This window comes from Alphaproteobacteria bacterium (assembly GCA_033762625.1).
Classification (GTDB): domain Bacteria; phylum Pseudomonadota; class Alphaproteobacteria; order UBA9219; family RGZA01; genus RGZA01.
Map to the genome: position 1 here is coordinate 192,623 of JANRLI010000007.1, position 22,020 is coordinate 214,642.

General features: G+C 54.0%; 15 protein-coding genes and 1 tRNA gene. 6 read left to right on the forward strand and 10 right to left on the reverse strand.

Annotation, left to right across the window (positions count from 1 at the left end; all coding sequences use genetic code 11):
* The first annotated feature begins 1 nt into the window (after position 1).
* A complete protein-coding gene (locus SFW65_04705) occupies positions 2 to 1,231 on the forward strand; it encodes an FAD-binding oxidoreductase (protein MDX1922410.1) in 1,230 nt (409 codons plus the stop codon).
* Positions 1,232 to 1,289: 58 nt separating this feature from the next.
* Positions 1,290 to 1,607 (forward strand): hypothetical protein, encoded by a 318-nt coding sequence (locus tag SFW65_04710; protein MDX1922411.1) that lies wholly within the window; start codon positions 1,290 to 1,292, stop codon positions 1,605 to 1,607.
* A gap of 10 nt (positions 1,608 to 1,617) precedes the next feature.
* Here SFW65_04710 and SFW65_04715 read toward each other — a convergent pair whose 3' ends face one another.
* The gene (locus SFW65_04715) at positions 1,618 to 2,679 is read right to left on the reverse strand and encodes a 5-(carboxyamino)imidazole ribonucleotide synthase (protein MDX1922412.1); all 1,062 of its coding nucleotides are present in this window, start codon (positions 2,677 to 2,679) and stop codon (positions 1,618 to 1,620) included.
* Positions 2,680 to 2,776: 97 nt separating this feature from the next.
* On the opposite strand from SFW65_04715, the gene SFW65_04720 reads away from it, so the two are divergent.
* Entirely contained in the window at positions 2,777 to 3,616 is an 840-nt protein-coding gene (locus tag SFW65_04720) for a hypothetical protein (protein ID MDX1922413.1), read from the forward strand.
* Here SFW65_04720 and SFW65_04725 read toward each other — a convergent pair.
* Together SFW65_04725 and purE are read right to left on the reverse strand one after the other, a co-directional pair.
* Positions 3,613 to 4,407 (reverse strand): hypothetical protein, encoded by a 795-nt coding sequence (locus tag SFW65_04725; GenBank protein ID MDX1922414.1) that lies wholly within the window; start codon positions 4,405 to 4,407, stop codon positions 3,613 to 3,615. The genes SFW65_04720 and SFW65_04725 overlap by 4 nt on opposite strands.
* Positions 4,407 to 4,928: a 5-(carboxyamino)imidazole ribonucleotide mutase gene (purE, locus tag SFW65_04730; GenBank protein ID MDX1922415.1), complete on the reverse strand. Its 522-nt coding sequence runs from the start codon at positions 4,926 to 4,928 to the stop codon at positions 4,407 to 4,409. The genes SFW65_04725 and purE overlap by 1 nt, the downstream gene beginning before the upstream one ends.
* A 53-nt stretch (positions 4,929 to 4,981) precedes the next feature.
* On the opposite strand from purE, the gene SFW65_04735 reads away from it, so the two are divergent.
* Entirely contained in the window at positions 4,982 to 5,989 is a 1,008-nt protein-coding gene (locus SFW65_04735; GenBank protein MDX1922416.1) for an NAD(P)H-quinone oxidoreductase, read from the forward strand.
* Positions 5,990 to 6,008: 19 nt separating this feature from the next.
* Here SFW65_04735 and SFW65_04740 read toward each other — a convergent pair whose 3' ends face one another.
* Complete coding sequence (locus SFW65_04740) at positions 6,009 to 6,497, reverse strand: hypothetical protein (protein MDX1922417.1); 489 nt, start codon at positions 6,495 to 6,497, stop codon at positions 6,009 to 6,011.
* Positions 6,498 to 6,859: 362 nt separating this feature from the next.
* On the opposite strand from SFW65_04740, the gene SFW65_04745 reads away from it, so the two are divergent.
* Positions 6,860 to 7,531 carry a cell cycle transcriptional regulator TrcR gene (locus tag SFW65_04745; protein MDX1922418.1) on the forward strand — a complete coding sequence of 224 codons (672 nt, stop codon included), beginning with the start codon at positions 6,860 to 6,862 and terminating at the stop codon, positions 7,529 to 7,531.
* Between the two features lie 194 nt (positions 7,532 to 7,725).
* A tRNA-Met gene (locus SFW65_04750) sits at positions 7,726 to 7,802 on the forward strand.
* 202 nt (positions 7,803 to 8,004) lie between these two features.
* Here the strand turns inward: SFW65_04750 and SFW65_04755 are convergent.
* The 6 genes from SFW65_04755 to SFW65_04780 are packed head-to-tail and all read right to left on the reverse strand — an operon-like array spanning position 8,005 to position 21,987.
* The gene (locus SFW65_04755) at positions 8,005 to 10,677 is read right to left on the reverse strand and encodes a phosphoesterase (GenBank protein ID MDX1922419.1); all 2,673 of its coding nucleotides are present in this window, start codon (positions 10,675 to 10,677) and stop codon (positions 8,005 to 8,007) included.
* 11 nt (positions 10,678 to 10,688) lie between these two features.
* Positions 10,689 to 13,781, reverse strand: a complete 3,093-nt coding sequence (locus SFW65_04760) for a DEAD/DEAH box helicase family protein (protein ID MDX1922420.1) — start codon at positions 13,779 to 13,781, stop codon at positions 10,689 to 10,691.
* A gap of 10 nt (positions 13,782 to 13,791) precedes the next feature.
* Positions 13,792 to 15,789 carry a DNA methyltransferase gene (locus SFW65_04765; protein MDX1922421.1) on the reverse strand — a complete coding sequence of 666 codons (1,998 nt, stop codon included), beginning with the start codon at positions 15,787 to 15,789 and terminating at the stop codon, positions 13,792 to 13,794.
* Positions 15,786 to 16,556 (reverse strand): DUF4391 domain-containing protein, encoded by a 771-nt coding sequence (locus SFW65_04770; protein ID MDX1922422.1) that lies wholly within the window; start codon positions 16,554 to 16,556, stop codon positions 15,786 to 15,788. The genes SFW65_04765 and SFW65_04770 overlap by 4 nt, the downstream gene beginning before the upstream one ends.
* Positions 16,553 to 19,759, reverse strand: coding sequence for a helicase-related protein (locus SFW65_04775; GenBank protein ID MDX1922423.1), 3,207 nt, complete (start codon positions 19,757 to 19,759; stop codon positions 16,553 to 16,555). The genes SFW65_04770 and SFW65_04775 overlap by 4 nt, the downstream gene beginning before the upstream one ends.
* Positions 19,756 to 21,987 carry a DUF262 domain-containing protein gene (locus SFW65_04780; GenBank protein MDX1922424.1) on the reverse strand — a complete coding sequence of 744 codons (2,232 nt, stop codon included), beginning with the start codon at positions 21,985 to 21,987 and terminating at the stop codon, positions 19,756 to 19,758. The genes SFW65_04775 and SFW65_04780 overlap by 4 nt, the downstream gene beginning before the upstream one ends.
* Positions 21,988 to 22,020: the final 33 nt, after the last annotated feature.

Here is a 22,020-nt window from a genome sequence, read left to right on the forward strand (position 1 = left end):
TATGAGCGAAAAATTCGATGCGATTGTTTTAGGAGCGGGAATTGCCGGCGTTAGTACCGCGCGGCATTTGCAGCAACGCGGCAAAAATGTTGCGCTGGTTGATGTTCGTGACCCTGGGCAGGAAACATCCTATGGCAATGCGGGTATCATTGAAGCATCCTTTGTGTTGCCATTCGGCTTTCCTGCGCCGCGCCGCTTCAAAGATATTTTGCTGGATAAGGACGCATCCGCACGGGTGGATTTATTATTTCTGCCGCGCATTTCAAAATGGCTACTCAATTTTTATCTCCAATCGAATGCTGAAAACCGCAGCAAAAACGGGCTTTTAATGCGCCCGCTGGTGCAGGATGCGGTTGCAGAGCACATGGCGCTCATGAAAGGCAATGATGCAGAGAAGTATTTCTGCAAAACAGGCCGTGTAAAAATTCACCGCAGCAAAGCATCCTTTGATGGCGATAGCTTCGAGCGTGAAACACTGACCAAACTTGGCGTGGCATTTGAAGTATTAGATCCAAGTGAATTTTCTAAAATCGAACCGAATATCAAACCGATTTATTACAAGGCATTAAAGCTCAGCACCTCCGCGCGCGTGAGCGACCCCGGCGCAGTTGTAGCAGGATACGCTGCGGCGTTTGTTGCAACCGGCGGCAGGTTTATCAAAGGCGATGCCGGAACATTAAAGCAATCTGGCGATAAGTGGGAAGTTGCCGGTGTAGCGGCAAAAGACGTTGTGATAGCGCTTGGCCCATGGGCGCCCAATCTTTTGAAGCCGATGGGATACTGCTTCCCGATTGGCTTAAAACGTGGCTATCACCAGCATTTCAAAACCAATGCGCAATTAAACCATGCGATTGTAGATGCCGATATTGGGTATGTGATGGGCAGTTGCACTAAAGGCATACGTATTACCACAGGCGCGGAATTCGCTGCGCAGAACGCACCCGCAACCCCGGTGCAAATTCAGCGCGTATTGCCCCATGCGCGTGAGCTGTTGGATATTGGCGAACCAAGTGAAGCGCAAGCATGGTTGGGTTGCCGCCCATGCACAACCGATAGTCTGCCGATTGTAGGACGTGCACAGCACCACGACGGATTGTGGTTCAATATCGGCCATGGGCATTCGGGATTTACAATTGGCCCAACCACAGGAAAATTATTAGTGCAGATGATGACGGGTGAGGCGTTATTCACTGATAATAAGCCATATAGTCCTGATAGGTTCATCAATTAATTTATTTTAAACGGTTTAGTTAAGCGTGCAGTAAGCATATTTAGCTAAGCTATTCTGGATGAAAAAGCACATACTACCCATCTCTTTTAGGCCAGTTGGACCGCAGCAAATCGACTGTGATGGTGCAGTATATAAGTCGTTTGCTGATGCGGCATTAAAAGCAGAGTTTGATAAAAATCAGTCAACGGTTTTAAGTTTTGGCGGAGATCAGCATATCACGCTGCCACCCGGTGTCACATTGCAAGAAGCTCCACGGGAAGCTCAAGATAGTGTCACGCGGCATTTATTGAACAATGGCACTGTCACTGTTACCCAAGGTTCTGGGCACACAGCCCAGGTTTTAGGTGCCTATGTGTGCCGCCCCGGCAATAGCTAAAACTTCCTGCTTAAACCTTCTTATTCACATGGCCCATTTTGCGGCCTGCGCGCGCTTCGGCTTTGCCATAGAGATGCAGATGCATGTTGGGTTCGTTCAAATATTTCTGCCAATCATTCGCATCATCGCCGATCAGATTTTTCATCATGCATGGCGCGGTAATCGCGGTGCTGCCCAGGGGTAGGCCGCAAATGGCGCGTACCAATTGTTCGAATTGTGATGTGGCGCAATAATCCATCGTCCAGTGACCTGAATTATGCGGGCGCGGGGCCATTTCATTCATGACCACCATGTTATCAATCACAAAAAATTCCACGGTGAGTAAACCGATGACACCCAGTTTTTCGGCAAGTGATTTGGCAGATTTTAAGGCCATTTCTTCAATCTGCGTTGATAGCATGGCGGGAACATGGGTTTCATCCAGAATGCCATCCTTGTGCCGGTTTTCAACGGGCGGGTAGGCTTGCATCACACCATCGGCGCGGCGCGCAATAATCACGGAGATTTCTTTTTCAAACGGTACAAAGCGTTCGATAATCGCTTCATCTGTATTCAAACTTTCCCATGCGGCGTCGATTTCTTTTAAATCGCGGATGATGGCCTGGCCTTTACCGTCATATCCCATGCGGCAAGTTTTCACCACACAAGGAATGCCGATTTTCATCACGCCATTACGTAATTCGTCAAGCGTGCCCGCATAAGCAAAAGCAGGCGCGTAAACCGAATTTTCAATCGCAAAGCTTTTTTCGGCAACACGGTTCTGGGTAATTTTCAGTGCGGTTGCACCGGGGTGAACGGGTTTGTGTTTTGCCAAAAATTCGATTGTGCTTACTGGAACATTTTCCCATTCCAGCGTAATGACATCGACAGCATCCACGAATTCTTTTAGCTTTGCTTCATCCGTGAAATCGCCAAGGGTTTTGAACGCGGTGACCTGACAGGCGGGTTCATCGGCATGTTCGGCGAATATATGCACCCTGTAGCCTAGGCGCTGCGCAGCTTGTGCGGTCATGCGGCCCAGCTGCCCGCCGCCAAGAATACCGATGGTTGAACCTGTTGGGATAGAATTCATAACAAAGTCTGGGCTGTTGAAAGTATTACCGATTATTAGGTTGGGCGCGCAAATTAGCATATTTGAAGATTTTATCAAATGCCAAGGTGGAGTGAATATGGCGCAGGTTGTAACCCCGATTTTCCGCGGTGCGGATGAATTAGCAAAAAACGTGTTTACGGCGCTGCGCGATGCACGTGAATTCTATATTGCGCCTCAGCCATCTGCCAGTGATAACGATGTGGCTTCGGTTTTAAAGCAGTCGGATGCCATGCGCCGCGTAGATTTTTTGATGTCTGCCATCAAGGTCCATAGCTACATCACTTATGTTTCACGGCTTGGCGCAAATGAAAGCCCAGAGGTGCAGTCGAGCTTGCATTTCTGGACATCGCGCGCGGATAATCAAATATTGTGTGATATTGCGACGCTTGCATCGCATGAGATTCAAAACAAATATCCAAATGGTGCATTCAATGGGGCGCTGAGTGTGGATGATTTGAAATCGATTGTTGCCATGCGTAACGCGCTGGGAATAAGCATGAAAGACGATTTACTCGCCAGATATATTGAAGACGAGAAAAAGCACATCAACCCAGAAGCTATGGGTTTGCTGGCTGCACGATTGAATGATGTGCAATTCGTGAGCAATTTGGCAACCAATTACGCGGTGATTGCTATCGCACGCGGTGTTGCCGCAGTCGTAGGGATTGATGATGCCCGGCCATTGATGGAAGGCATTGGCTGTGCGCGCAATATCCGCACATGGGCGATTGGCTGGAAACCAATCACGCCAAGGATGTCAGGGCTTGATTATAATTTTCAGGGCATGCACCGCGAATTAGCGGTAAAGAGCCTTGCCGCACTGAATAAGGTTGTGGAAACGCTGCGCACCGTTCCAACACGTAGCGGCGCGATTTATCAGCAGATATTGGTAAGACCATCTGCCGGTTTGTCTTAGGCTGCAGGAACTGTTCTGGCATTTTGGATTTTATAGGTGCGATACCCCATGATGCAGTTCCCTATGAAGAACATATAAAGCCCGATACCTGCACCAATCCGGCCATCCATAAACCCAACAGTTCCAACAACCAGATTTGAAAGCGCAATACAAAAGCGTGCTGCAATTATGCGCTTGGGCTGAGAAAGAAATACGTTATCCAATTCGTCAATCCCGGATTTTAACGAAAGAAGAAAAGCGGGAATAAGCAATGGCAAAATCAGCCATGTGCCAAATGCGCTGGCAAGAATGGAAGCAGGGAAGCTGGCATAAACCGAAATACATTCCGGTCTGCGCAGACTGGCAAAGAGATTGCCTGCAACTGTTTTTTTGCGAGGTAAAACCCATAATCCATCCAATTCGGCAGATTTTTGGATATTGGCAATCCCATAACCAAGCCCATTGGTGGCAACGAGAATTTTTTGGATAAGTGTTTCCGCATGAAAGTTGAAAACGATATCCAGCAGCGTTAGCGCGCAAAGGATCAGTAGAAAAACACCATTAATAAATAACGCAGCATTTTCGCGTGCAAACAGGCGTTGCAGGGCATCGCGTCCGCAGGTCTTTGGCACAACGGATAAAAGCTGTTCGATAAAATTGAAATCACGTGCAAGTTTGATGGCCGTTGAGATAACCAGCAGGATGATTGCGCCATAAAACGGTGCGCCGCCAGCAACCGAAAAAATGGCGATGTGTGATGCAAAAAAGAATAATCCCAAATCCGTAAGGTAGGAATATAGCGTAACCTTCATTACGTGGGTCGCTTTGCTACCGATGCGGTTTGCATGGCACGAAATTGCGCTAGTTTGCTGTTAAGCTTTTTATCTTCCAGCGCCAAGACGGCAACCGCAAGCAGTGCTGCGTTTTTCGCGCCGGCTTCACCAATCGCCAGCGTGCCAACGGGAATACCGGCGGGCATTTGCGCAATCGATAACAGGCTGTCGATGCCTTTCAATGTTTTGCTTTCCACCGGCACGCCAAAAACGGGCAGGGTGGTCATGGCTGCTGCCATGCCCGGTAAATGTGCAGCGCCGCCTGCGCCAGCAATAATGACCTTTAGACCCCGCGCTGAGGCCATACCCGCATAGTCAAACAACCGCTTAGGGGTGCGGTGTGCGGAAACAATTGCCACCTCATGGGGAATTCCGAATTTCTTTAATAGGGCTGCCGCATGGTTCATGGTGGCCCAGTCTGACTGGCTACCCATAATAATTCCAACAAGAGGGCGCGATTTAGGGGATGCGGTTTTTTTTGATTTGATTCGTTTGGCCATGAGTAATCTTTTAAGTGTAGGTTATAAAGAGACCATAAAGAGGAATTCGTTAGATGTCCAATTCATCCCCATTACCACAAATGATGCGCGCAGTAATAGCGGAACCCTTTGGCGGGCCGGAAGTATTGCAGATAAAAGCCATGCTGCTACCAACCCCAGCCGCTACCGAAGTGCTTGTCAAAATGACGGCTTCGGGAATTAACCGCCCCGATATCCTTCAGCGCGAAGGGCTTTACAAGCCGCCCCAAGGTATTACCAATATTTTGGGATTGGAGGGCGCAGGGGAAATTGTAGCTGTGGGCGCAAATGTGTCGCGTTTCAAAGTGGGCGATAAAGTATGCGTGCTTGTGGCGGGCGGAAGTTATGCGGAATATGCCGTTGTGCCGGAAGGCCAATGTCTTCCCGTGCCGGCAAATATGGATATGGTGGAAGCCGCCACCTTGCCCGAAGGCGTTTTTACCGTATGGGCGAATTTATTTGAATCCGGCCAGTTGAAAAAGGGGGATACGGCTTTGGTGCATGGCGGCGCCAGCGGTATCGGTACATATGCCATTCAAATGGCGATTGCTGCCGGTGCAAAAATAATCGTGACCGTAGGTAATCAGGAAAAAGCAGAATTATGCGAAGAGCTTGGCGCAACGCATGTTATTAATTATGAAAATGCAGATTATAAAATAGCCGTGTTGCAGTTAACCGATGGGCGAGGCGTGGATGTTGTGATGGATATGGTTGGAGCTGATTACATCCCCCGTAACATTGATTGCATGGCTTATGGTGGCCGCCATGTCAGCATCGCAACCATGCATGGCGCAAATGCAGCTATTAATATCCGTGATGTGATGGCAAAGAATTTGACACTGACGGGTTCAACCTTGCGTCCGCGTAGTGTTGCTGAAAAAACCCGCTTGGCCCGCGAAATCGAAGCACATGTGTGGCCGTGGATTGCTGCGGGGAAAGTCAAACCCCAATTGCACAAAAGTTTGCCGATTGATGATGTGATTGAAGCGCATAAGTTATTGGAGAGTGGCAAGTATTTTGGAAAGTTAGCGCTGACGTTTTAGTAGGTTTTTGGTTTGAACTTTATATCGTAGGCGTATTTTTTGGTTTCGATGCAGCTGCGGCACTTGGCAGTATTGCAGACACAGCTTTAGTTACGGCATTCGTCACATTTGTGATAATAGGGCTCACAATAGGCGGTGAAAAAGGGCTGGTAATGTCCTGATACCCACGGTAAGCGTCAACTGCTAAAACCTCGGCATCAGGATTTAAGCTGGTGTTGATGGATGATGCCGCTCTCATGCCAAGCATGGCGCGTACTGTGAGTGCAACCGGAAGCATTTCCCCAGTTAACATCGCCCCGGGAACGGCTAATATTTTTCCTGTTTCAATAAGGCGCTGCCTTGCCTGTTCAGCTCGGTAATGACCAAGACGTTCTGCATCTGGCGCCAAGGGCCCCGGTGTAAATCTGCCCGGCGTAAGCAAATAGGCAGCGCTATTGCGCACATCGCTTCCCAATGTATTGGGTCTTGCATAAGCTTCAGCGCGACGCGTTGCTAATATCTTAGCCATATCCTCGGTGCTGATGCATTGATGGGTAGGTAGGCTTGAATACGCGGCGCCACGACGCGGCTGTGTGTGCGGCGGCAAAACAGAAGTGTCTTTTGGTGCTTCAGCCATATCTGATATATAGCTAATTTTTATAAAGAACGGCTTTATAGATGTGGTTAATCAAAGGTTTAAATGGTCTTTTCTGCTGCGAATACATAAATAACAGTGGCATTTTTTAATAATCACGTTACTATGCGGTTACCTGTTATCAGGAATACCCCTTAAATCGGTCCCTTAAGTCACGGATCGTCCGGATGGTCAAAACCGCCCGGCAGGGGATGAGTATTGCGTTTTTTTTGTATTTAAAAGTATGAGGTTTGACCATGGCTACCAATCTTCTTATGCCCAAGGCGACGGCTGTATGGCTTGTTGAAAATACAGCGCTTAGCTTTGACCAGATTTCCGAATTCTGCGAATTACATCCGCTGGAAGTCAAAGCGATTGCCGATGGCGAAGTAAATATCGGCATGGTGGGCCTCAACCCTATTTTGAATGGCCAGATTACCAAGGAAGAAATCGAACGCTGCGAAAAAGACCCCAGCGCAAAAATTTCCATGAAGGTGAACAAGCTGCCGGAAGTGGCAACGCGCCAAAAGGGCCCACGTTATACGCCTGTGACCAAACGCGGCGATAAGCCCGATGCTATCGCATGGCTGGTAAAGAACCATCCGGAATTGACCGATGGGCAGCTGGTAAACCTGATTGGTACAACCAAAAGCACCATCGAAAAAATCCGTGACCGTTCGCACTGGAATATGAGCAATATCAAACCCCGCGATCCCGTATATTTGGGATTGTGCAAACAAACCGATTTAAATGCAGCGGTTGAAAAAAGCCGTAAGCATTTGCCAAAGGAACAACAGGCCGCATTGGCCTCAGCGGATGCAGCAACAGCAGGCAACGAATCCGAAGTGGGTTTGGTGTCAGGCTTTGGCAGCAGCAATGATAGCCAGCAGCCATCAGATGAAGGTTTCGAAAAGCTGATGCGCGGCTAAGGAATATCAGCAACGGCAGCCTTAAAAGGTTGTCCTTGCTTTTCGGTTATTTAAGGCCTAAACAGGCCGCATGTTTAGCAAAGACGCGGATTAACTTCCGCTATTTGGTGACGCGGGATAGAGCAGCCCGCGGTTTGCACAAGCAAACTAACAAAATGCTACCGGGCTGCTTTGCAGCGCGGTTTATTTGGTGACGCGGGATAGAGCAGCCCGGTAGCTCGTCAGGCTCATAACCTGAAGGTCGTTGGTTCAAATCCAGCCCCCGCAACCAAACTTTTCTCAATAAAATCAATGAACTAAGCGGCCCGTTGCGGGCCGTTTTTATGTGCCATGCACCGTTTTCGTGCACCTCCATGATTTCCCATATATATCAGCTGTTTACACGAATTCCGGCGTCCGTTCCCATCGGTCAACTACCGTTCCATGGCACAAATTTGGCACATGAAATTGGGATCGTTTGAGCCCAGCTTCGTTCAGAAGTTGTACTTCTTCCGGCGCTGCATAAATGCCTCCTTGCCGCCCTCAAGGATTTCCTCGGCCAGCGCGGCGACGCTCTTCTTGTCGATCGAGCCCATATGCTCCGGTGGAACATCGGCATGCCCATCACCTGCTTCGCCGACCGCCCTCATGCCAATGATCAGCTCTGCGTCGCCGAGCACTGGAATGTTGGCATTGTGAGAGGAGAAGATGAACTGACGTCTGCGCTTCTCAGCACGGATGCGTGGCACGATGCCCTCGGAGATGAACCGGTTATCGAGATTGTCTTCCGGCTGGTCGAGCACCAGCGGAGCCTCTGCATCGAGCAGCAATAGATACAGCAGCGCCGTCGCTTTCTGCCCTGTCGACAGATCTCCCAGTTTTCGCCATTCCGGCGGTGCGCGCTCTGCACCGACGTTCAACTCGATTTCAGTAACGTGCGGCAGATCTAACTCTTCTACTAGCATTGGTAGCTCTGGCCCGGCGGCCGCCAATTTCTCTCCTTGCGCGGTCGGTATACCGAATTCCTTGTTAAGGGGCTCCTTTCCTGCCCGCAGCGCCTCCGCCAACGCCCCCAGCGACAATTGCTCCTTCTTCGCTATTGCGGCGCTGGCCTCGGCAAAGCGACCAGGGCGCTGCTTAATGAGATCGAGAAGGGCTGTGCGGTCGGCGCCATAGCGAACAGTGACTCGTAGGCGATCCGGCAGTTCTCGGCTCACCTTCTTGGCGGCTTTTTCCAACCGCTGGAACGTCTCACGCTTAAGGTCCTCCCAGGCGGCAAGATCATTGCGCCGCCGCTGCTCGAAGGCTTTTTGTCGCGTCTCCAACGCTGCCTTTTGGCCCTGCAAAGGTGACAAGCGCTCGATGTCCTGGCGGAGCTTGATGAACTCGTTGCCGTCGATCTTATCCCTTTGTAGATCGCGCAAGGCAGCCTCGTAAGCTTGTTGCGACGCCTTTTTCTCCGTATCGATGGCGCTAGCTACAGAGGCGATTTCGCTTTCGGCTACGGCCAAAGCATTTGCCAGCAACTTTTGCGCCTCTTCCACGGCGGCCTTCAACCGTGTGATCGTTGCGCCCAGTCCCTTGAGCAATTCAGCCGCCGGTAGCTCCTTCAATGCCACCTCTGAGATGAAATCGGCATCCACGTCGACTGCTTCTAGCAGGCCATCGCGGGCATCGCGGACCGGCTGCAGCCGTTGTTTAGCTGTGCTGATGATGGCTTCGGCCTTCACGATGACGTCGCGGGATTTAAGCTTCTCCTCGACACCGGCGGCACGATAACGGTTCAGCGTTTCCGTCAACGCCGGCAAAGCTGCTAGTTGCTCGTCAACTTTTGTGGCTTTTCCTATGCAATCGAGAATGCCTTGGCGACTTTCCTTCAGCTTTTCCTGGAGGTCCTGGTACCTCTCGTCGGCCGCGCCATCTACCGCGACAAAGCGATATAGCAGTGATGTCAGTTTCTCCGGGCTGCGCGCTAGTTCCGCCAACTCGTTCTGGCCATAGACAGCGGTTCCGCGGACGATGTCTATGGGCTTTTGTTTCAACACGTCGCCGTTTTCGTCAATGACCCTCGGCGGATCAGGCACGGTTCGTTCGATCAGGAAGCGGCGCCGGTCTGGCTGGTAAGACTGCACGAGCAAGGAGATCTTGGTACCGCTCTTCAACACACCGCTGATAATACCATTGTGAATGTCTTTGGCATCGTCGCCTACTGGCTCAAGCCCCAGCACGTAGCGCAGACTCTCGATCACCGTGGACTTTCCTGAGCCGCGCCCTCCAATGAGGACGTTTAGGTTCTCGTTGAAATGTATCCGGCAGCTTCGGAGGAACCCCTCCGTCTCCCAAGCCATTCCGATGAATTCGACGTGCTCTTCAGGGCCCGGATCGCTGGCTAGACGAATGCGGGAGCTTGGATCGAGGAATGCTTGCCGGAGCCCTTCGATTGTGGGCTCAGTCATCTTGACCATGCACCATGCACCGCCGCGCGAAACATCATCCGGGCTCTTCACGTCGCCGCAGTTTAGCACGCTGATATGCCGGTCACGATGATAGGCAGGGTCAGTGTTCTTAAGGATCGGTCTCACATCCTCCGGTGCATCATTGACCGGTCCGGGAATAGCACAGGCCGCGAGTTCTTCGTGCCTCCAGATGGCGCTTCGTGCTTTTCCAGCCTGTAGTGCCCGAAATAGTCCACCGGCGCTGGCTACATGAGCTACGATGCACTGCATCTCCCATTTCGGGCAATTGTCCAGCAGTTCGCCTGCCGATAGCTCACCGAGCGGCGAAGCTTCCTCATCGTCATGCACTCCGCAGGCGCTGATGCAAGACTGTACGGCATCAAAGGTCTTAGCGGGGTCGAAGAGGCAAAGGACGTGGACGCCCTCGCGTGTCACTGCCTCGAAACCGGGGAACACCACGATGCCAGCAGCCCGCGCGGCGTTGGCAAGGCTTTCAGCACCCCTTATCCGGTAGTGATCGGTGATAGCGATGACCTCGATATCAGCGTCACGGCATGCCTTGATGATCGCTTTATTGTACTCATCTTCGCTCTTGTACGCAGTCGGGTGCTTGTGACGGAGAACGTAGTCAAATGTGTTGACTTGGAATGCGCACCGGAAAAAGCGCGATCCGTTCGGCAATGCCTTCAGTTGTTCTAGAAAAGGATGCATAAAATCTCGGCCTATACTTGGAAAATTTCATCGAGCGACGTTGCGTGCACAAAACGTGCAGGATTGTCAGCCGCGGCAATCGCAGTGAAGTGGGCTTTTCCGCACGCTATCTTGGCGGCTTCCTTGTCGCGCAGATCATCCTTGAACAGGCTGCCCTTGGTCTCGACGACGAAGTAAAGGCGCTCGGTGCCGTTCTTCTCGACCAGTACGGCCCAGTCGGGATTGTAGAAGCCGAGAGGGGTGGGTACTTTGAACCATTGCGGAAGCTTGGCGTAGACGCGGACAGCATCGTTCGCTTCGAGTGCTTCCGCAAAGGGGCGTTCGATGGTCTCTGAATCATATACGACGTACTCGTAGACCGAGCGTTTGGACGCGATCGCGTTCTTCATGAAGCGCACCAGCTCCTGACTCTTGAAAAGCTGCTGACAGTAGAATTGGTCGTCGCCGAGCCGCTGATACTTGATGCCGTCTACGAGCGCGAGGCGCTTGGTGCGGTTGATGCACTCAGCGGCAATCTCGATGAATTCCTGCGGGTTACGTTTGAAGTCGTTGAGCCGACCGCTGTCCTTCAAGATGCGCACGATGCTGCGTCGGGTGAGCTGGGTCTTATCTTGCAAATCTGTGAGTAGGTCCGGCAGTTCTATGTCGTTCTCATCCAGCGTGATGTAATTGGTGCTGGTCGCATCGCCGGCAATCACGCCCCCTTTACCGATGGCTAGATCGGCCTTTCGGACATGGATGCGCGCTTTACTGATGGCGGGGCCGTCACCCAACGCTTTTGCACAGCTTGCTATCAGCTTCTCGTTGTCGAATTCCACTCGGTAAGTCGTCTTGTGCTTTATGCGGTCCCATAGCTCTTTGAACTCTGGGCTATCCAGAACGGCCTGCCGAGTCCGAATGGTTTTCTTGGCATCCGCATCTTTGATTTCCAGGCGACCGGCGAGCTTGCGAAGTATCTCGCGCACTTGAGCAGCGTGTGGTGCAAGGTGCTTAGGCAGGGTAAGCGTATTATCTTTTAAAGCTTTGCGCAGCTCGTCCTGGACCTTGCCTTGGGCATTCACGAGGCCTTCACCTTTCAGGTGCTCGAAGATTGCCTTCGACTCATCGAAGCCGAGCACGCCGAGTGTGCCATCAGCCTTCGTCACTGTGATGGCAGCGAACTGCTGCGGTTCCACGATGCCAAACCGGTAGCCGGTCTCTCGCTCGATCTCCGTCTGCAATTGCTCGGCGAAGCTCTCGTAGCTTTCGTTGGCTATGACCGTCAGGATGTTAACGTTCGTGTCGCGCACACGCTCGCCATTCTGATTGACGCAGATGCGCAAGCCGCGCCCGATGCTCTGGCGGCGCTCGCGTTCCGTGCCGATTTCACGCAGCGCGCAAATCTGGAAGACGTTCGGGTTGTCCCAGCCTTCGCGTAGCGCGGAGTGGGAGAAAATGAACTTCAGCTTGGTATCGAAGCTGAGCAGCTTCTCCTTGTCGCGCATGATGAGATTGTAGGCGCGCTCGGCGTTGTCCCGGTTCGACTGGTTGTTCTCAGCCGTGTCGCTCCACGCGCCCTTCTTGTCGATGGAGAAATAGCCATTGTGGACGTCCGCCGCTTCGGTCGTTACGTCGACATCTTTGAACAGCGTCTGGTACTCGGGAAGCTTGGCCGCGCGGCGGTACTCCTCCTCGAACATCAGTGCGTACTTGCCTTTGTGAGCTGTCGACTGCTTCTTGCCGCCGATCTCCTTCTCCTCGTAGCGGCGATAGTTCTCGACCGCATCGATAAAGAACAGGCTCAGCACTTTGATGCCGAGGGGGGCAAGGCGCACCTCGGCATCCAGATGCTCTTTGATTGTGCGGCGGATCATCTGACGCTTGACTTGATCCGGATCGACCTCGCCAATAGCCTGGCCGGTCTCCAGGAACTTCTCTTCCCCTGGCATCTTGATCTCGGCGAGCTGCTGGCCACGGCCAGCGCGTATCTCGCCGATGCGATAGCCGCGATAAACCTGCCGTCCTGTCAGCTCCTCCAGATCGTCACCATCGCGCACTGCTTTTTCCATGCGCCGCACGCCGCCTTGCTGCTGTACGTCGATCTCGACGCGCGCGGTGACGCCATTGGCACGCGTGCTCGACGTGGCGACGAGACGGATATACGGCTTGTTGTGAACGCCCTCGACTTCCATGCCGGCGACGGAGATCTGCTTGACCAGCTTCCGCTCGTAGGCATCTACGGCATCGAGCCGGTAGACCATGTGATGCTTGTCGGCGTGGGTTGCCGAATAGCGCAATGTGCTCAGCGGATTGAGCTTCTCAATGGCTTTGCGACCCTGGCCTTCGAGACCGCCGTCGACGGATTGCGGCTCGTCGATGATGACGATTGGCCGGGTTGCGGAGACCAGATCAATCGGGCGTTCGTCGGCGAGCTTCTCGTTGCGGCGATACATGACGTTGGTTGTTGGCCTGTCGCGCGCATCAAGATGCTGCGCTTCGTCCTCGTCACCGAAGCGATTGATGGCGCCGACGGTGATGACCATGATGCGGATGTGCGGGCTTGTGGCGAAGTCGCGCACGAGGCCGAGCTTGGCGGAATCATAGATGAAGAAATCGTAGCCTTTGGCCGAAGGGAAGTACTGCTCGAAGTGTTCGCGCGTGATCTGCAGCGTCTTGAACACGCCCTCCTTGATGGCGATGGAGGGGACGACTATGACGAACTTGGTGAAGCCGTACTGCCGGTTCAGCTCGAAGATAGTGCGGAGATAGACGTAGGTCTTGCCGGTGCCGGTCTCCATCTCGACGGTGAAGTCGCCGGAAGAGAGCGTGTCGGAGGGCCGAACGCCGTTGCGCAGCTGCACAGCATGTAGGTTGGCTAGCAATTCGTCGTCCAGCAGGGTGAGGCGGTTGCCGATGCCTAGTCCAGACTCTTCAAGCCCGAGCGACTTTTGCATTCCAGGCTTCACGCCGAGATCGGCGCCGCCGAACTCAAGGCCGATCTGCCCACGAGTTGGCTTAGTGACAGTGAACTCGGTGCGGCAGATTTCTTGGCCGCGGAAAAGGTCAGCGACAGCGTTGACAGCTTGTTCCTGGAAGTCGAGGGGCCATTCAAAGTGAAGCTTCATTGGCCGATCCTCACAAGCTGCGCACGATCATCGGGCGATCTTCACGCGCTTGCGCGAGAATGGCGGTGAGGTTCGTCTTGGCCACATCATCTGCGAAGGCACTGTCGCGGAACACGACCACAGTCTCACCAGCGGGAGCCAGCTCCTTGTGCCAGTCGGCGATGCCGTGAGCAAGCTTCTCGACGTCCTTTGCAGATATCTTGGTATTCAGGCACGCCATGAGTGTGCCGGCGCCAATGTTGTAGACGGTCTTGCCCGCGATTTTCTTCTCTTCGAGCGGTACGGTCAGCTCCAAGCCGAGCTTCAACAATAGTTCGGCCAGGATATCTTTCTCCGTTCGGTCGGTCTTCAGGTGCTCAACAGATTCATCGAGAGTGCTAGCAATGTCATCGCGGCGTGGATCCCACGCACGGATGTTGCTCGTGTTGAGTTGAAATGTTCGGAAGCCTAGGTCTCCTGCGAATAGCGGATTGGCAGACTTCAATCGAGCACCAGCACGCCGGAGCCTTTCCTTAGTCAACTCTGCAATGTTGCGGGGACGGTTCAATGCGTCACAAAGCTGTGCCGCGCCCCGTTGTTCCTTGTCATCGACGCTCAATGGCTCGGGCAGCTGAACTAGGATGAAACGCCGCTGGACATTGTCCGCAGAATTCAGCTGCATGACGGCTCTCGCGCTCGCGCCTGAGCCCGCAAAGAAGTCGAGCATTATGTCGCCAGTTTGCTTAAGCACAAAAGGAAAAAACGAAGTGAACAATCTTACTGGTTTGGGATTGCTAAATACTTTAACTTGCTCTGGAAAGTCTTCGCGCAAATCGTATGCGCCCAAGCGCCCATCTAACTCAAGCAAGCTGGACAGTTTTTCCTCGTACTCATGAGCGTAAACTTTGAGTTCGACGATTTTATCGTGATCGTCGCCGAATAGTATTCGCCCCTCCGCTAAGAGCGTGTCCATTGTCTCCTTCGGGAAGCGATAGCCCATGAGGGGCTGCTTGCATGGTTTTTTAGTTGCCGGATGAATTACGTCGTAGCGATAGCCCTCTTTGCCAGGATTGTGAACGCTCTGACTGCCGGTATAAACACCGCCCTTATCGATGTACTTATACCTGTCCAAAGGCCAGAGTTCGCTCTTATGCTCCCGGAACCAAGACTCGTATTCTGCAGTCAACCGATCCCCCGAGTGGCGGGCCGCTAGTTCGGTTCCAACGCGAACCAGGACATCCTTTACGTCCGAAACCTTGGACTTCCATTCTTTCTCAATGGCATTGCGATCCTTGGCTATGGCCAGGATGTATTCGTGTTCGGTGGCAACATTCGTTGGATTGTTGTCGGTCGCGTTCTTCCACACCACAGTTCCGAGCACATTCTCGGCGCCGTAAATCTCATTGCACATCGCGGCGAGGTTTGCGTACTCAACGTTGTCTATGGAAATAAATATTACGCCGTCGGACTTTAGAAGTGCGCGCGCCAGCCGCAAGCGCGGATACATCATATTCAGCCAGTCGGTGTGAAACCGCCCTGATGCATCCGTGTTCGACGAGATGCGTTTGTCCCCCTCGATCTGCCCTGTCAGTTCCAGGTAGTTGCGGATGTTGTCGCGGAAGTCGTCGGGATAGACGAAGTCCTTGCCGGTGTTGTACGGCGGGTCGATGTAGATGAGCTTGACCTTGCCTGCGTAGCTCTTCTGCAGAAGCTTGAGCACCTCCAGATTGTCGCCCTCGATCATGAGGTTCTGCGTCGTGTCCCAATCGACGCTTTCCTCGGGGCAGGGGCGCAGCGTTCCAGTTGATGGTGTGAGCGCGAGTTGGCGTGCACGGCGCTTGCCGTGCCAGTTGAGGCCGTAGCGTTCCTCGCGCTCGTCGATCGTGCCGCCCAACAGCTGCTTCAGAACGTCGAAGTCGATCTTGCCTTCCTTGACGGCCTCGGGAAACAGCACCTTGAGCTGGTCGACATTTGTGGCGACAACGTCGGCACTCTTTGCCAGCGCATCCTCTGCATCGATCTTCTTCATCCTTGCCCCCTCGCAAGTGTTGCCTTGGCCGCAACGAGCTCCGCCTCCAGCCTCTGGATGGCGAGGTTGAGCTCGACGCGGCGGTTAATCTGGGTTTCCCGCGCGGCCTTCTTGCGCAACATGGCAATCTCGCGTGTGACCCGCGTATGGGTGTCGAGCGCCGCGCGCCGCAAGGCCGCTTCCTCAGGAGACTTTGGCAGGTTGAACGCTCCCGTCAAGTTCGACGCAGCAAGCCCCGCACAGCAATCGATCCAGCCCTGATAGAGTGCCCACAAATGCTGCTGAGGCTGCCGGGCAATGCTCAAACTTGCCAAGAAGGTTGCCCCCAACGCGTCACCCTCAGAGCCGGTTGTGGCACATACCAGGGGCCCATCGAGCACCACTGCGGCCTTTTCAGCCTGGGATGCGCGCTTGTGAGCCAGCGACAGCTGCACAGTCTCGCCGTCCGCTACGAGCAGAAGCACGGGGTAGGGCACGGCTCGATGGATCAACTCCGTCAAGCGGGCTACCTTCGCACCTTCACGAAGAGAGGCTGTGATGATGGCTATTTCCAGATATTCGCCTGCTTCACCTTTCCAAATGGGCACGCCAATGTTGGTTGGCTTGAGCGCGGCAATCCAGAGCAGCTCATTGACGCCATCTTGTATGGCACGCTTGTCGGCAGCGGTCGGCGCACCCTGTTCGGTTAGCAGTTTCTTTGTAATGCGCTGATCAACCCGAGCAGTATCGGGGATGGCGAGAGCACTAATAACTGCGTCCAGCGTCATGTGCTGCCGCCTTTGCCCTCCTCAGGCAGTACGATGAGAAAGGCAACCACTTCAAAATCATTGATGCCTGCAAATTCGCCCTTCATGGCGTGTGTGCCGCCTGGCGCGAACAGGCTCGCTGCAGCGCGCTCCTCCTTCTTGCCGACAATGGAGGCAACTGCACGCGCCAGCAGTTTTTGGTACGACGACATATCCGCACCTTGCTTTGTAGAGCGATCGAGGCGGGCCCATGCCTTGGCGTCCGGTTCCGTGCGATCAAGCGCCAGTCGCTTTAGGCGATCGAGCACCTGCTTGACCTGTGTGTAGGGCAGCAGGACGTCACCGCCGTCGCCGATATGGACGAGGTAGTGCGGTGCCAACGGGTAACCTGGCTCGATGCCTTGCAAGGCAGTCTCACTTGCCGCGCGAAGGCAGAAGATGACACCGGATGAGATTGCGCTGTCTCCGATTTGCGGAGCTGTCACTACGGCAGACAAGCCGAGTGGCATTGCATCAAGTTCGGCGCGGCGACTCTTGATCTGACCTGCGAGATCGATGCGGAAATCGTTGAGCGTTAGATCGGCGATGGAAACGCCACTTGACAGATCCTCAAGGTCAATGACGGTGTCTTGGAGCTTCTGCAGCTGGTTACGGCGATATTCGAGGTCATTCATCTGATTACCAGACTGGTGCTCGATGACGTTTTCCTCTCCGGTTGCTGAAACGTCGAGCAGGACCATGCGTCCACTGACGCGCTGTTCGAGATTGATGTATTCGTCTAGCTCCATGTTGGGCCAAAAATTGACCAGCTGAACGGACGTGTTCGGCGAGCCGATGCGATCAATGCGCCCGAAACGCTGGATGATGCGAACCGGATTCCAGTGAATGTCATAGTTGATGAGAAAGTCGCAATCCTGGAGGTTCTGGCCTTCAGAGATGCAATCAGTGCCGATCAGAAGGTCAATCTCGCCTTCCTTAGCAAGCTCGGCAGGACGCTCCTTTGAGCGTGGCGAGAATGCGGCAAGGATGCTGCCAAGGTCGGCTCTCACAGACTTAAGAGTGGTGCGGTTTGGCCCCGCCCCTGTGACGAGCGCAGCATCGACGCGATGCTCCTTCGCAGCCCACGGAGCGAGCTCTTTGTAAAGATACTCAGCCGTATCGGCGAAAGCCGTAAAGATCAAAATCTTGCGATTTTTGTCATTGAGTGGGTTAGCCATCTTGCGCGTGATGATATCGCGCAGATCGGCCAGTTTGGCATCCCGGCTCGGGATGACTTGGAGAGCTGCTTTGAGCAGTGCCGATAGCCGCTTCCGATCTTCATCGAGATCTTGGCGCCATCGCACGCGGTCAACATCGTGCAGCAGAACCTTCACTTTCCGTCCGACCAGAAGAGACTCGAATGCAGCATCATCGACGTCGATATCGTCGATCGATACCTCCTCAACATCGTCGTCGTGGGCATCTATCCGGGCGATCACATGCTCCACATCCTTAAGCTGACGTTGGATTGTCAATGCGAATGAAGCGACGGAGCTTTCCATGCGCTTCAAGATGTTGACGCGCAGCAGGTGAACGAGGCTTTCCTCGCGGTCAACCTGCCGAAAAATGCTTTCGCCGCCACGGATCTTGGTACTGTATTTCTCATCGTAGGCGGCTTGCTTGTGGCGAAGCACGTAGCGCAGCGGGGCGTAGGCGGCGAGCGTCAATCGGCGGATTTCGTTGTTGATCTCGCGGATCGGCCGAAACTCAGCGGCGAGGTCCACGTCGGACTTAATGTTTAGCGGCTTGCGGCGCTCCGGGAAGCGGCCAGTTTCAGTGATCCCGTAGTATTTCTCGATGTGTTTGCGCGAACGCGCGATGGTCAGCAGATCAAGCAACTTGAAGTAGTCGAAGCCCAGCATCTCAATGAGGCGGGAGGGACGTCGATCCTCCTCAGCAAGGTCTGACCAGCGGTTGAACTGCGATTGGGCCTGACGAACCGTTGCTTCGATACTCGGAATGTTGTGGGTGGCTAGTGCCGTGTCATTTCCCTCGGTCGCGAACGCGATCTGGTTCTTGAGATCTGCGAGCCGATTGTTCACCGGCGTTGCCGATAGCATCAGCACCTTAGTCTTCACGCCAGCGCGGATAAGCCGGTTCATGAGACGGTCATACCGGGTCTCGCGTTCCTTGTGTGGCGCCTTGTTCCGGAAGTTATGAGACTCGTCTATGACGAGCAGATCGTAGTTTCCCCAGTTAACGTGGCTGAGGTCGATGTCACCTGATAGGCCACCATCGCGTGATAGATCGGTGTGGTTGAGCACGTCGTAGTTTAAGCGGTCAGGGGCCAGCACGTTGCGGCGATCGTTGGCCTTATAAAGCGTCCAGTTGTCTCGGAGACGTTTGGGGCAGAGCACCAGCACGCGGTCATTGCGTAGTTCGTGATACTTGATGACCGCAAGAGCCTCGAACGTCTTTCCGAGACCAACACTGTCGGCGATGATGCAGCCACCAAATCGCTGCAACTTATCGATCGCGCCAATCACTCCGTCTCGCTGAAACTTGAACAGTTTGTTCCAAACCACAGTGTCGCGAATGCCGGTTGCCGAACGGACAATGCGATCCTCGTCCAGTTCCTCACTCATGTCTTTGAAGATCTGGTAGAGTATATGGAAGTAGGCGCCAGCCGGCGCGTGTTCTGTTGCAAGCGAGGCAACGCGATCTACGAACGCTTGCTGAGAGTCAGGGTCATCTTTGAGTTGTGACCATTGAGATTCAAACCATTGCACGAGCGGCGCGGCATCCTGCTCATCCTCAGCTATTTGGATAAAGCCGATTTGGTTGCTGGGAGTGAGCCCGATACCGTCAGTTGTCAAAGCGCAGGTGCCGACATACGCGCGCTGCGCCTCTGACTGCGTGGCAATCATCAACGCTTGTGGGATCGCCGAAGTCGTAGAGCGAACGGCTATGGCCGAGCACCAACGAGCCGCTGTGCGCGCGATCCAGCGTGTTCGCAGTCGATTGCGAAACACGCGGTCAGCGTCTGATCCAAGAAGCGACTGCGCCGCATTCGAACTTCCAATAATCAACCTGCAACGTTCAGCGGTGGCCAGAGCCTCTTGAACCTCCTCGAAAGCAAAAAGGGAAAACTCCGGTGAACAGATATCCAGAGCTGTACCGGGTTTCACGAAGCCTCGAAGTTCGTCGACAAGGCGCTCGCTGCCCGAATTACGCAGAAGCTTCATGGCGTCTCTCTGCGTTGCTGATGAGTGGTCTCAGTTCGATCCGAGGTATCGTCTACTTCATCCCCAAGTCTCGCCAACAGTTCCTTCAGACTAACTCCATCAGCCTTCCAGACACGCCAACCGTTCTCCGATTTCCTAATCTGGCCTACACTGGCGTAGCACCGGACGGCTGCATCGCTAGGCGAGAAGATGCCATCAGCGATTTTGATGCCGCTCCCGGTGATTTGACCGGTGAAGCGGTGATCCTTGTATGAGAGTTGAAGTGCATCACCGCCTTTGAGGCTGCCAGATGCGATGAGGCGCTGTAGACGTTCTGTGAAGTGCGGTGTCGAAGTTGGTTCGGTCGCCGTCCTTTTGCGAGTGTCCGCCGGGCGCGGCCAGAGCGTGAGGCCACGTTCAAACAATTCATTGCCACGAGAGATGATGTCGGCTTCTGACCAACGCTTGTGTTCGCCACTGCGCAGCCAGGCATTGAGGCGCAGATCACTGTCTGTAACGATAGCTTTGCTTTTGCCTGCGAACGCGCCATTGCTGACCGAAGTGTTCAGCGCCTGTGTGAGCAATGTGAGGTTGCCAATCGTGTGTAATATGCGGCTACGGCAACGCTCGTGCGTTTCATCGTCACGGATTGGCATGCTATCAGCGTAGGGGTAGTCACTCAGCACATATTTCTGCGGCAACAAGTGCTCGATCGAAAGCTTTGTGGGAATCTGAAGCGCTTCGTTGCGCGTTGTGCGACTGACTTCTTCAATGGCTCTTAGCACCATGGCAGCACGCTCGGTGCGCGTCTTCATATAGATAGGTTCTGAAAGCCACGCTTTGCGGAACTCATCGTCAGACGGCCAAATCGCCGTCTTCTCCTCGGAGCGCAGCAGCTCATCGCGGATCGCATCGGCGATCGATGCGTGATCGCTTGCCGCCTTCTTCGCCTTGCTGAGAAGACCGAGGAAGAACTTGTTGTAGTTCTTGGTGGTTAGACCGCAAATCAATCGGCGCACAAGGAAGGATTCGAGATCTACGATGGCGCGTTCGAGCTGATCGGTCGGAAGCACGTCTTTGGGTTGCGCCATCAGGAAGAGGAGCAGGGGATAGACCGTGCTGGTGTCCAATGCTTTTAGGCGGCGCGCGAACACCGCGAGACGATCATTCCCTTCTGGTGCGATCAGCTGTTGGAACCGTGCGCTCTGCGTCTTGAGATCGGCGAGCAACTTTTCGACGTTGCCATCACCCTTCTCATGCCATTCGCGGAATTCTTTGAAGAGCTGGCCGATGTTCAGTTCACGCTCGGTGTGGAGCGTGAGGTAGTGGAAGAGGAAGAGATCGATGCGCGGGCGGGTGAGGCGGCCTTGTCGCTCCAGCATGTGCCAGAAGCGATCTTCGCCTGTGTCGTCGGGCAGGTCCTCGCGCAGATCGTCGAAAGCCTTCCAGTAGTTCTCATAAAGTTTGTCGCTCGACTTGTCGGCCTTGGCCGTTGCCTTCAGGAACACGTAGTTGCGCACGAGATCGGATGGCAGCAGAGGCTGACCACGCGCATTCAGTGTCTCGAAGATCACCTGCGGATCATCGCCCTGTTCAAGCTCGATCACCACGAACAGCAAAGAGGTGCGCATCGCCTGAGCGATCGCATGAATACGATCGGCCTTCTCGTCAGCCGTCTTTCCTTCATCGGCGAACTGCCGGATCACATCGGCAAAATAGAGGTACGCTTCCGCCATGCGCGGCAACGCTTGCTCCGCCGGCGAACCCTCACGCGCATAAAGTGCTTTGACCGCAGCTGGGCCGCCAGCACGCATCACGGCGCGAAACACATCTCGGTCGGCGTTGGTCGGCCAGACCTTCAGCTCTTCATCTGAACCTTCACGATCGGGATTGACTGACCAGCGCGCCGCCTGCTTCTGGACGCGTTGATCGATTTCGGTCGCGCAATCGCGCAGCGCGGCGATGAACAGTTGGAGGGTCGTTAGGCGCTGCTGACCGTCGATGACATCTGCCTTCGCGATAGCACGGCCCTGAACCTGATTGATGCTCCACACTGCGGCGCCGAGGAAGTGCGAGCCAAGCTTTCCGGTGCTGTCCTGTAGCGCACGTTCGGCCTGCTTGCGGATGTCGTCCCAGAGAGGCTCCCATTGGTCGTCTTGGTTCCAGACATAGGCGCGCTGATAGAGCGGGATGTCGTAGCGGCGCTCCTTCTCGAAGACGTCGTGGATCGTGAATTTGTGTGGCTGCATGGCCGTCCCCCCCAGGTACCTTCCAGCATAAAG

Excerpts from the sequence above, each read along its gene's own strand:
- purE (MDX1922415.1), bottom strand. The coding sequence starts at position 4,928 with ATGGCCAAACGAATCAAATCAAAAAAAACCGCATCCCCTAAATCGCGC.
- SFW65_04720 (MDX1922413.1), top strand. The coding sequence starts at position 2,777 with ATGGCGCAGGTTGTAACCCCGATTTTCCGCGGTGCGGATGAATTAGCA.
- SFW65_04780 (MDX1922424.1), bottom strand. The coding sequence starts at position 21,987 with ATGCAGCCACACAAATTCACGATCCACGACGTCTTCGAGAAGGAGCGC.
- SFW65_04740 (MDX1922417.1), bottom strand. The coding sequence starts at position 6,497 with ATGGCTAAGATATTAGCAACGCGTCGCGCTGAAGCTTATGCAAGACCC.
- SFW65_04760 (MDX1922420.1), bottom strand. The coding sequence starts at position 13,781 with ATGAAGCTTCACTTTGAATGGCCCCTCGACTTCCAGGAACAAGCTGTC.
- SFW65_04745 (MDX1922418.1), top strand. The coding sequence starts at position 6,860 with ATGGCTACCAATCTTCTTATGCCCAAGGCGACGGCTGTATGGCTTGTT.
- SFW65_04705 (MDX1922410.1), top strand. The coding sequence starts at position 2 with ATGAGCGAAAAATTCGATGCGATTGTTTTAGGAGCGGGAATTGCCGGC.
- SFW65_04715 (MDX1922412.1), bottom strand. The coding sequence starts at position 2,679 with ATGAATTCTATCCCAACAGGTTCAACCATCGGTATTCTTGGCGGCGGG.
- SFW65_04735 (MDX1922416.1), top strand. The coding sequence starts at position 4,982 with ATGTCCAATTCATCCCCATTACCACAAATGATGCGCGCAGTAATAGCG.
- SFW65_04725 (MDX1922414.1), bottom strand. The coding sequence starts at position 4,407 with ATGAAGGTTACGCTATATTCCTACCTTACGGATTTGGGATTATTCTTT.
- SFW65_04710 (MDX1922411.1), top strand. The coding sequence starts at position 1,290 with ATGAAAAAGCACATACTACCCATCTCTTTTAGGCCAGTTGGACCGCAG.
- SFW65_04770 (MDX1922422.1), bottom strand. The coding sequence starts at position 16,556 with ATGACGCTGGACGCAGTTATTAGTGCTCTCGCCATCCCCGATACTGCT.
- SFW65_04765 (MDX1922421.1), bottom strand. The coding sequence starts at position 15,789 with ATGAAGAAGATCGATGCAGAGGATGCGCTGGCAAAGAGTGCCGACGTT.
- SFW65_04755 (MDX1922419.1), bottom strand. The coding sequence starts at position 10,677 with ATGCATCCTTTTCTAGAACAACTGAAGGCATTGCCGAACGGATCGCGC.
- SFW65_04775 (MDX1922423.1), bottom strand. The coding sequence starts at position 19,759 with ATGAAGCTTCTGCGTAATTCGGGCAGCGAGCGCCTTGTCGACGAACTT.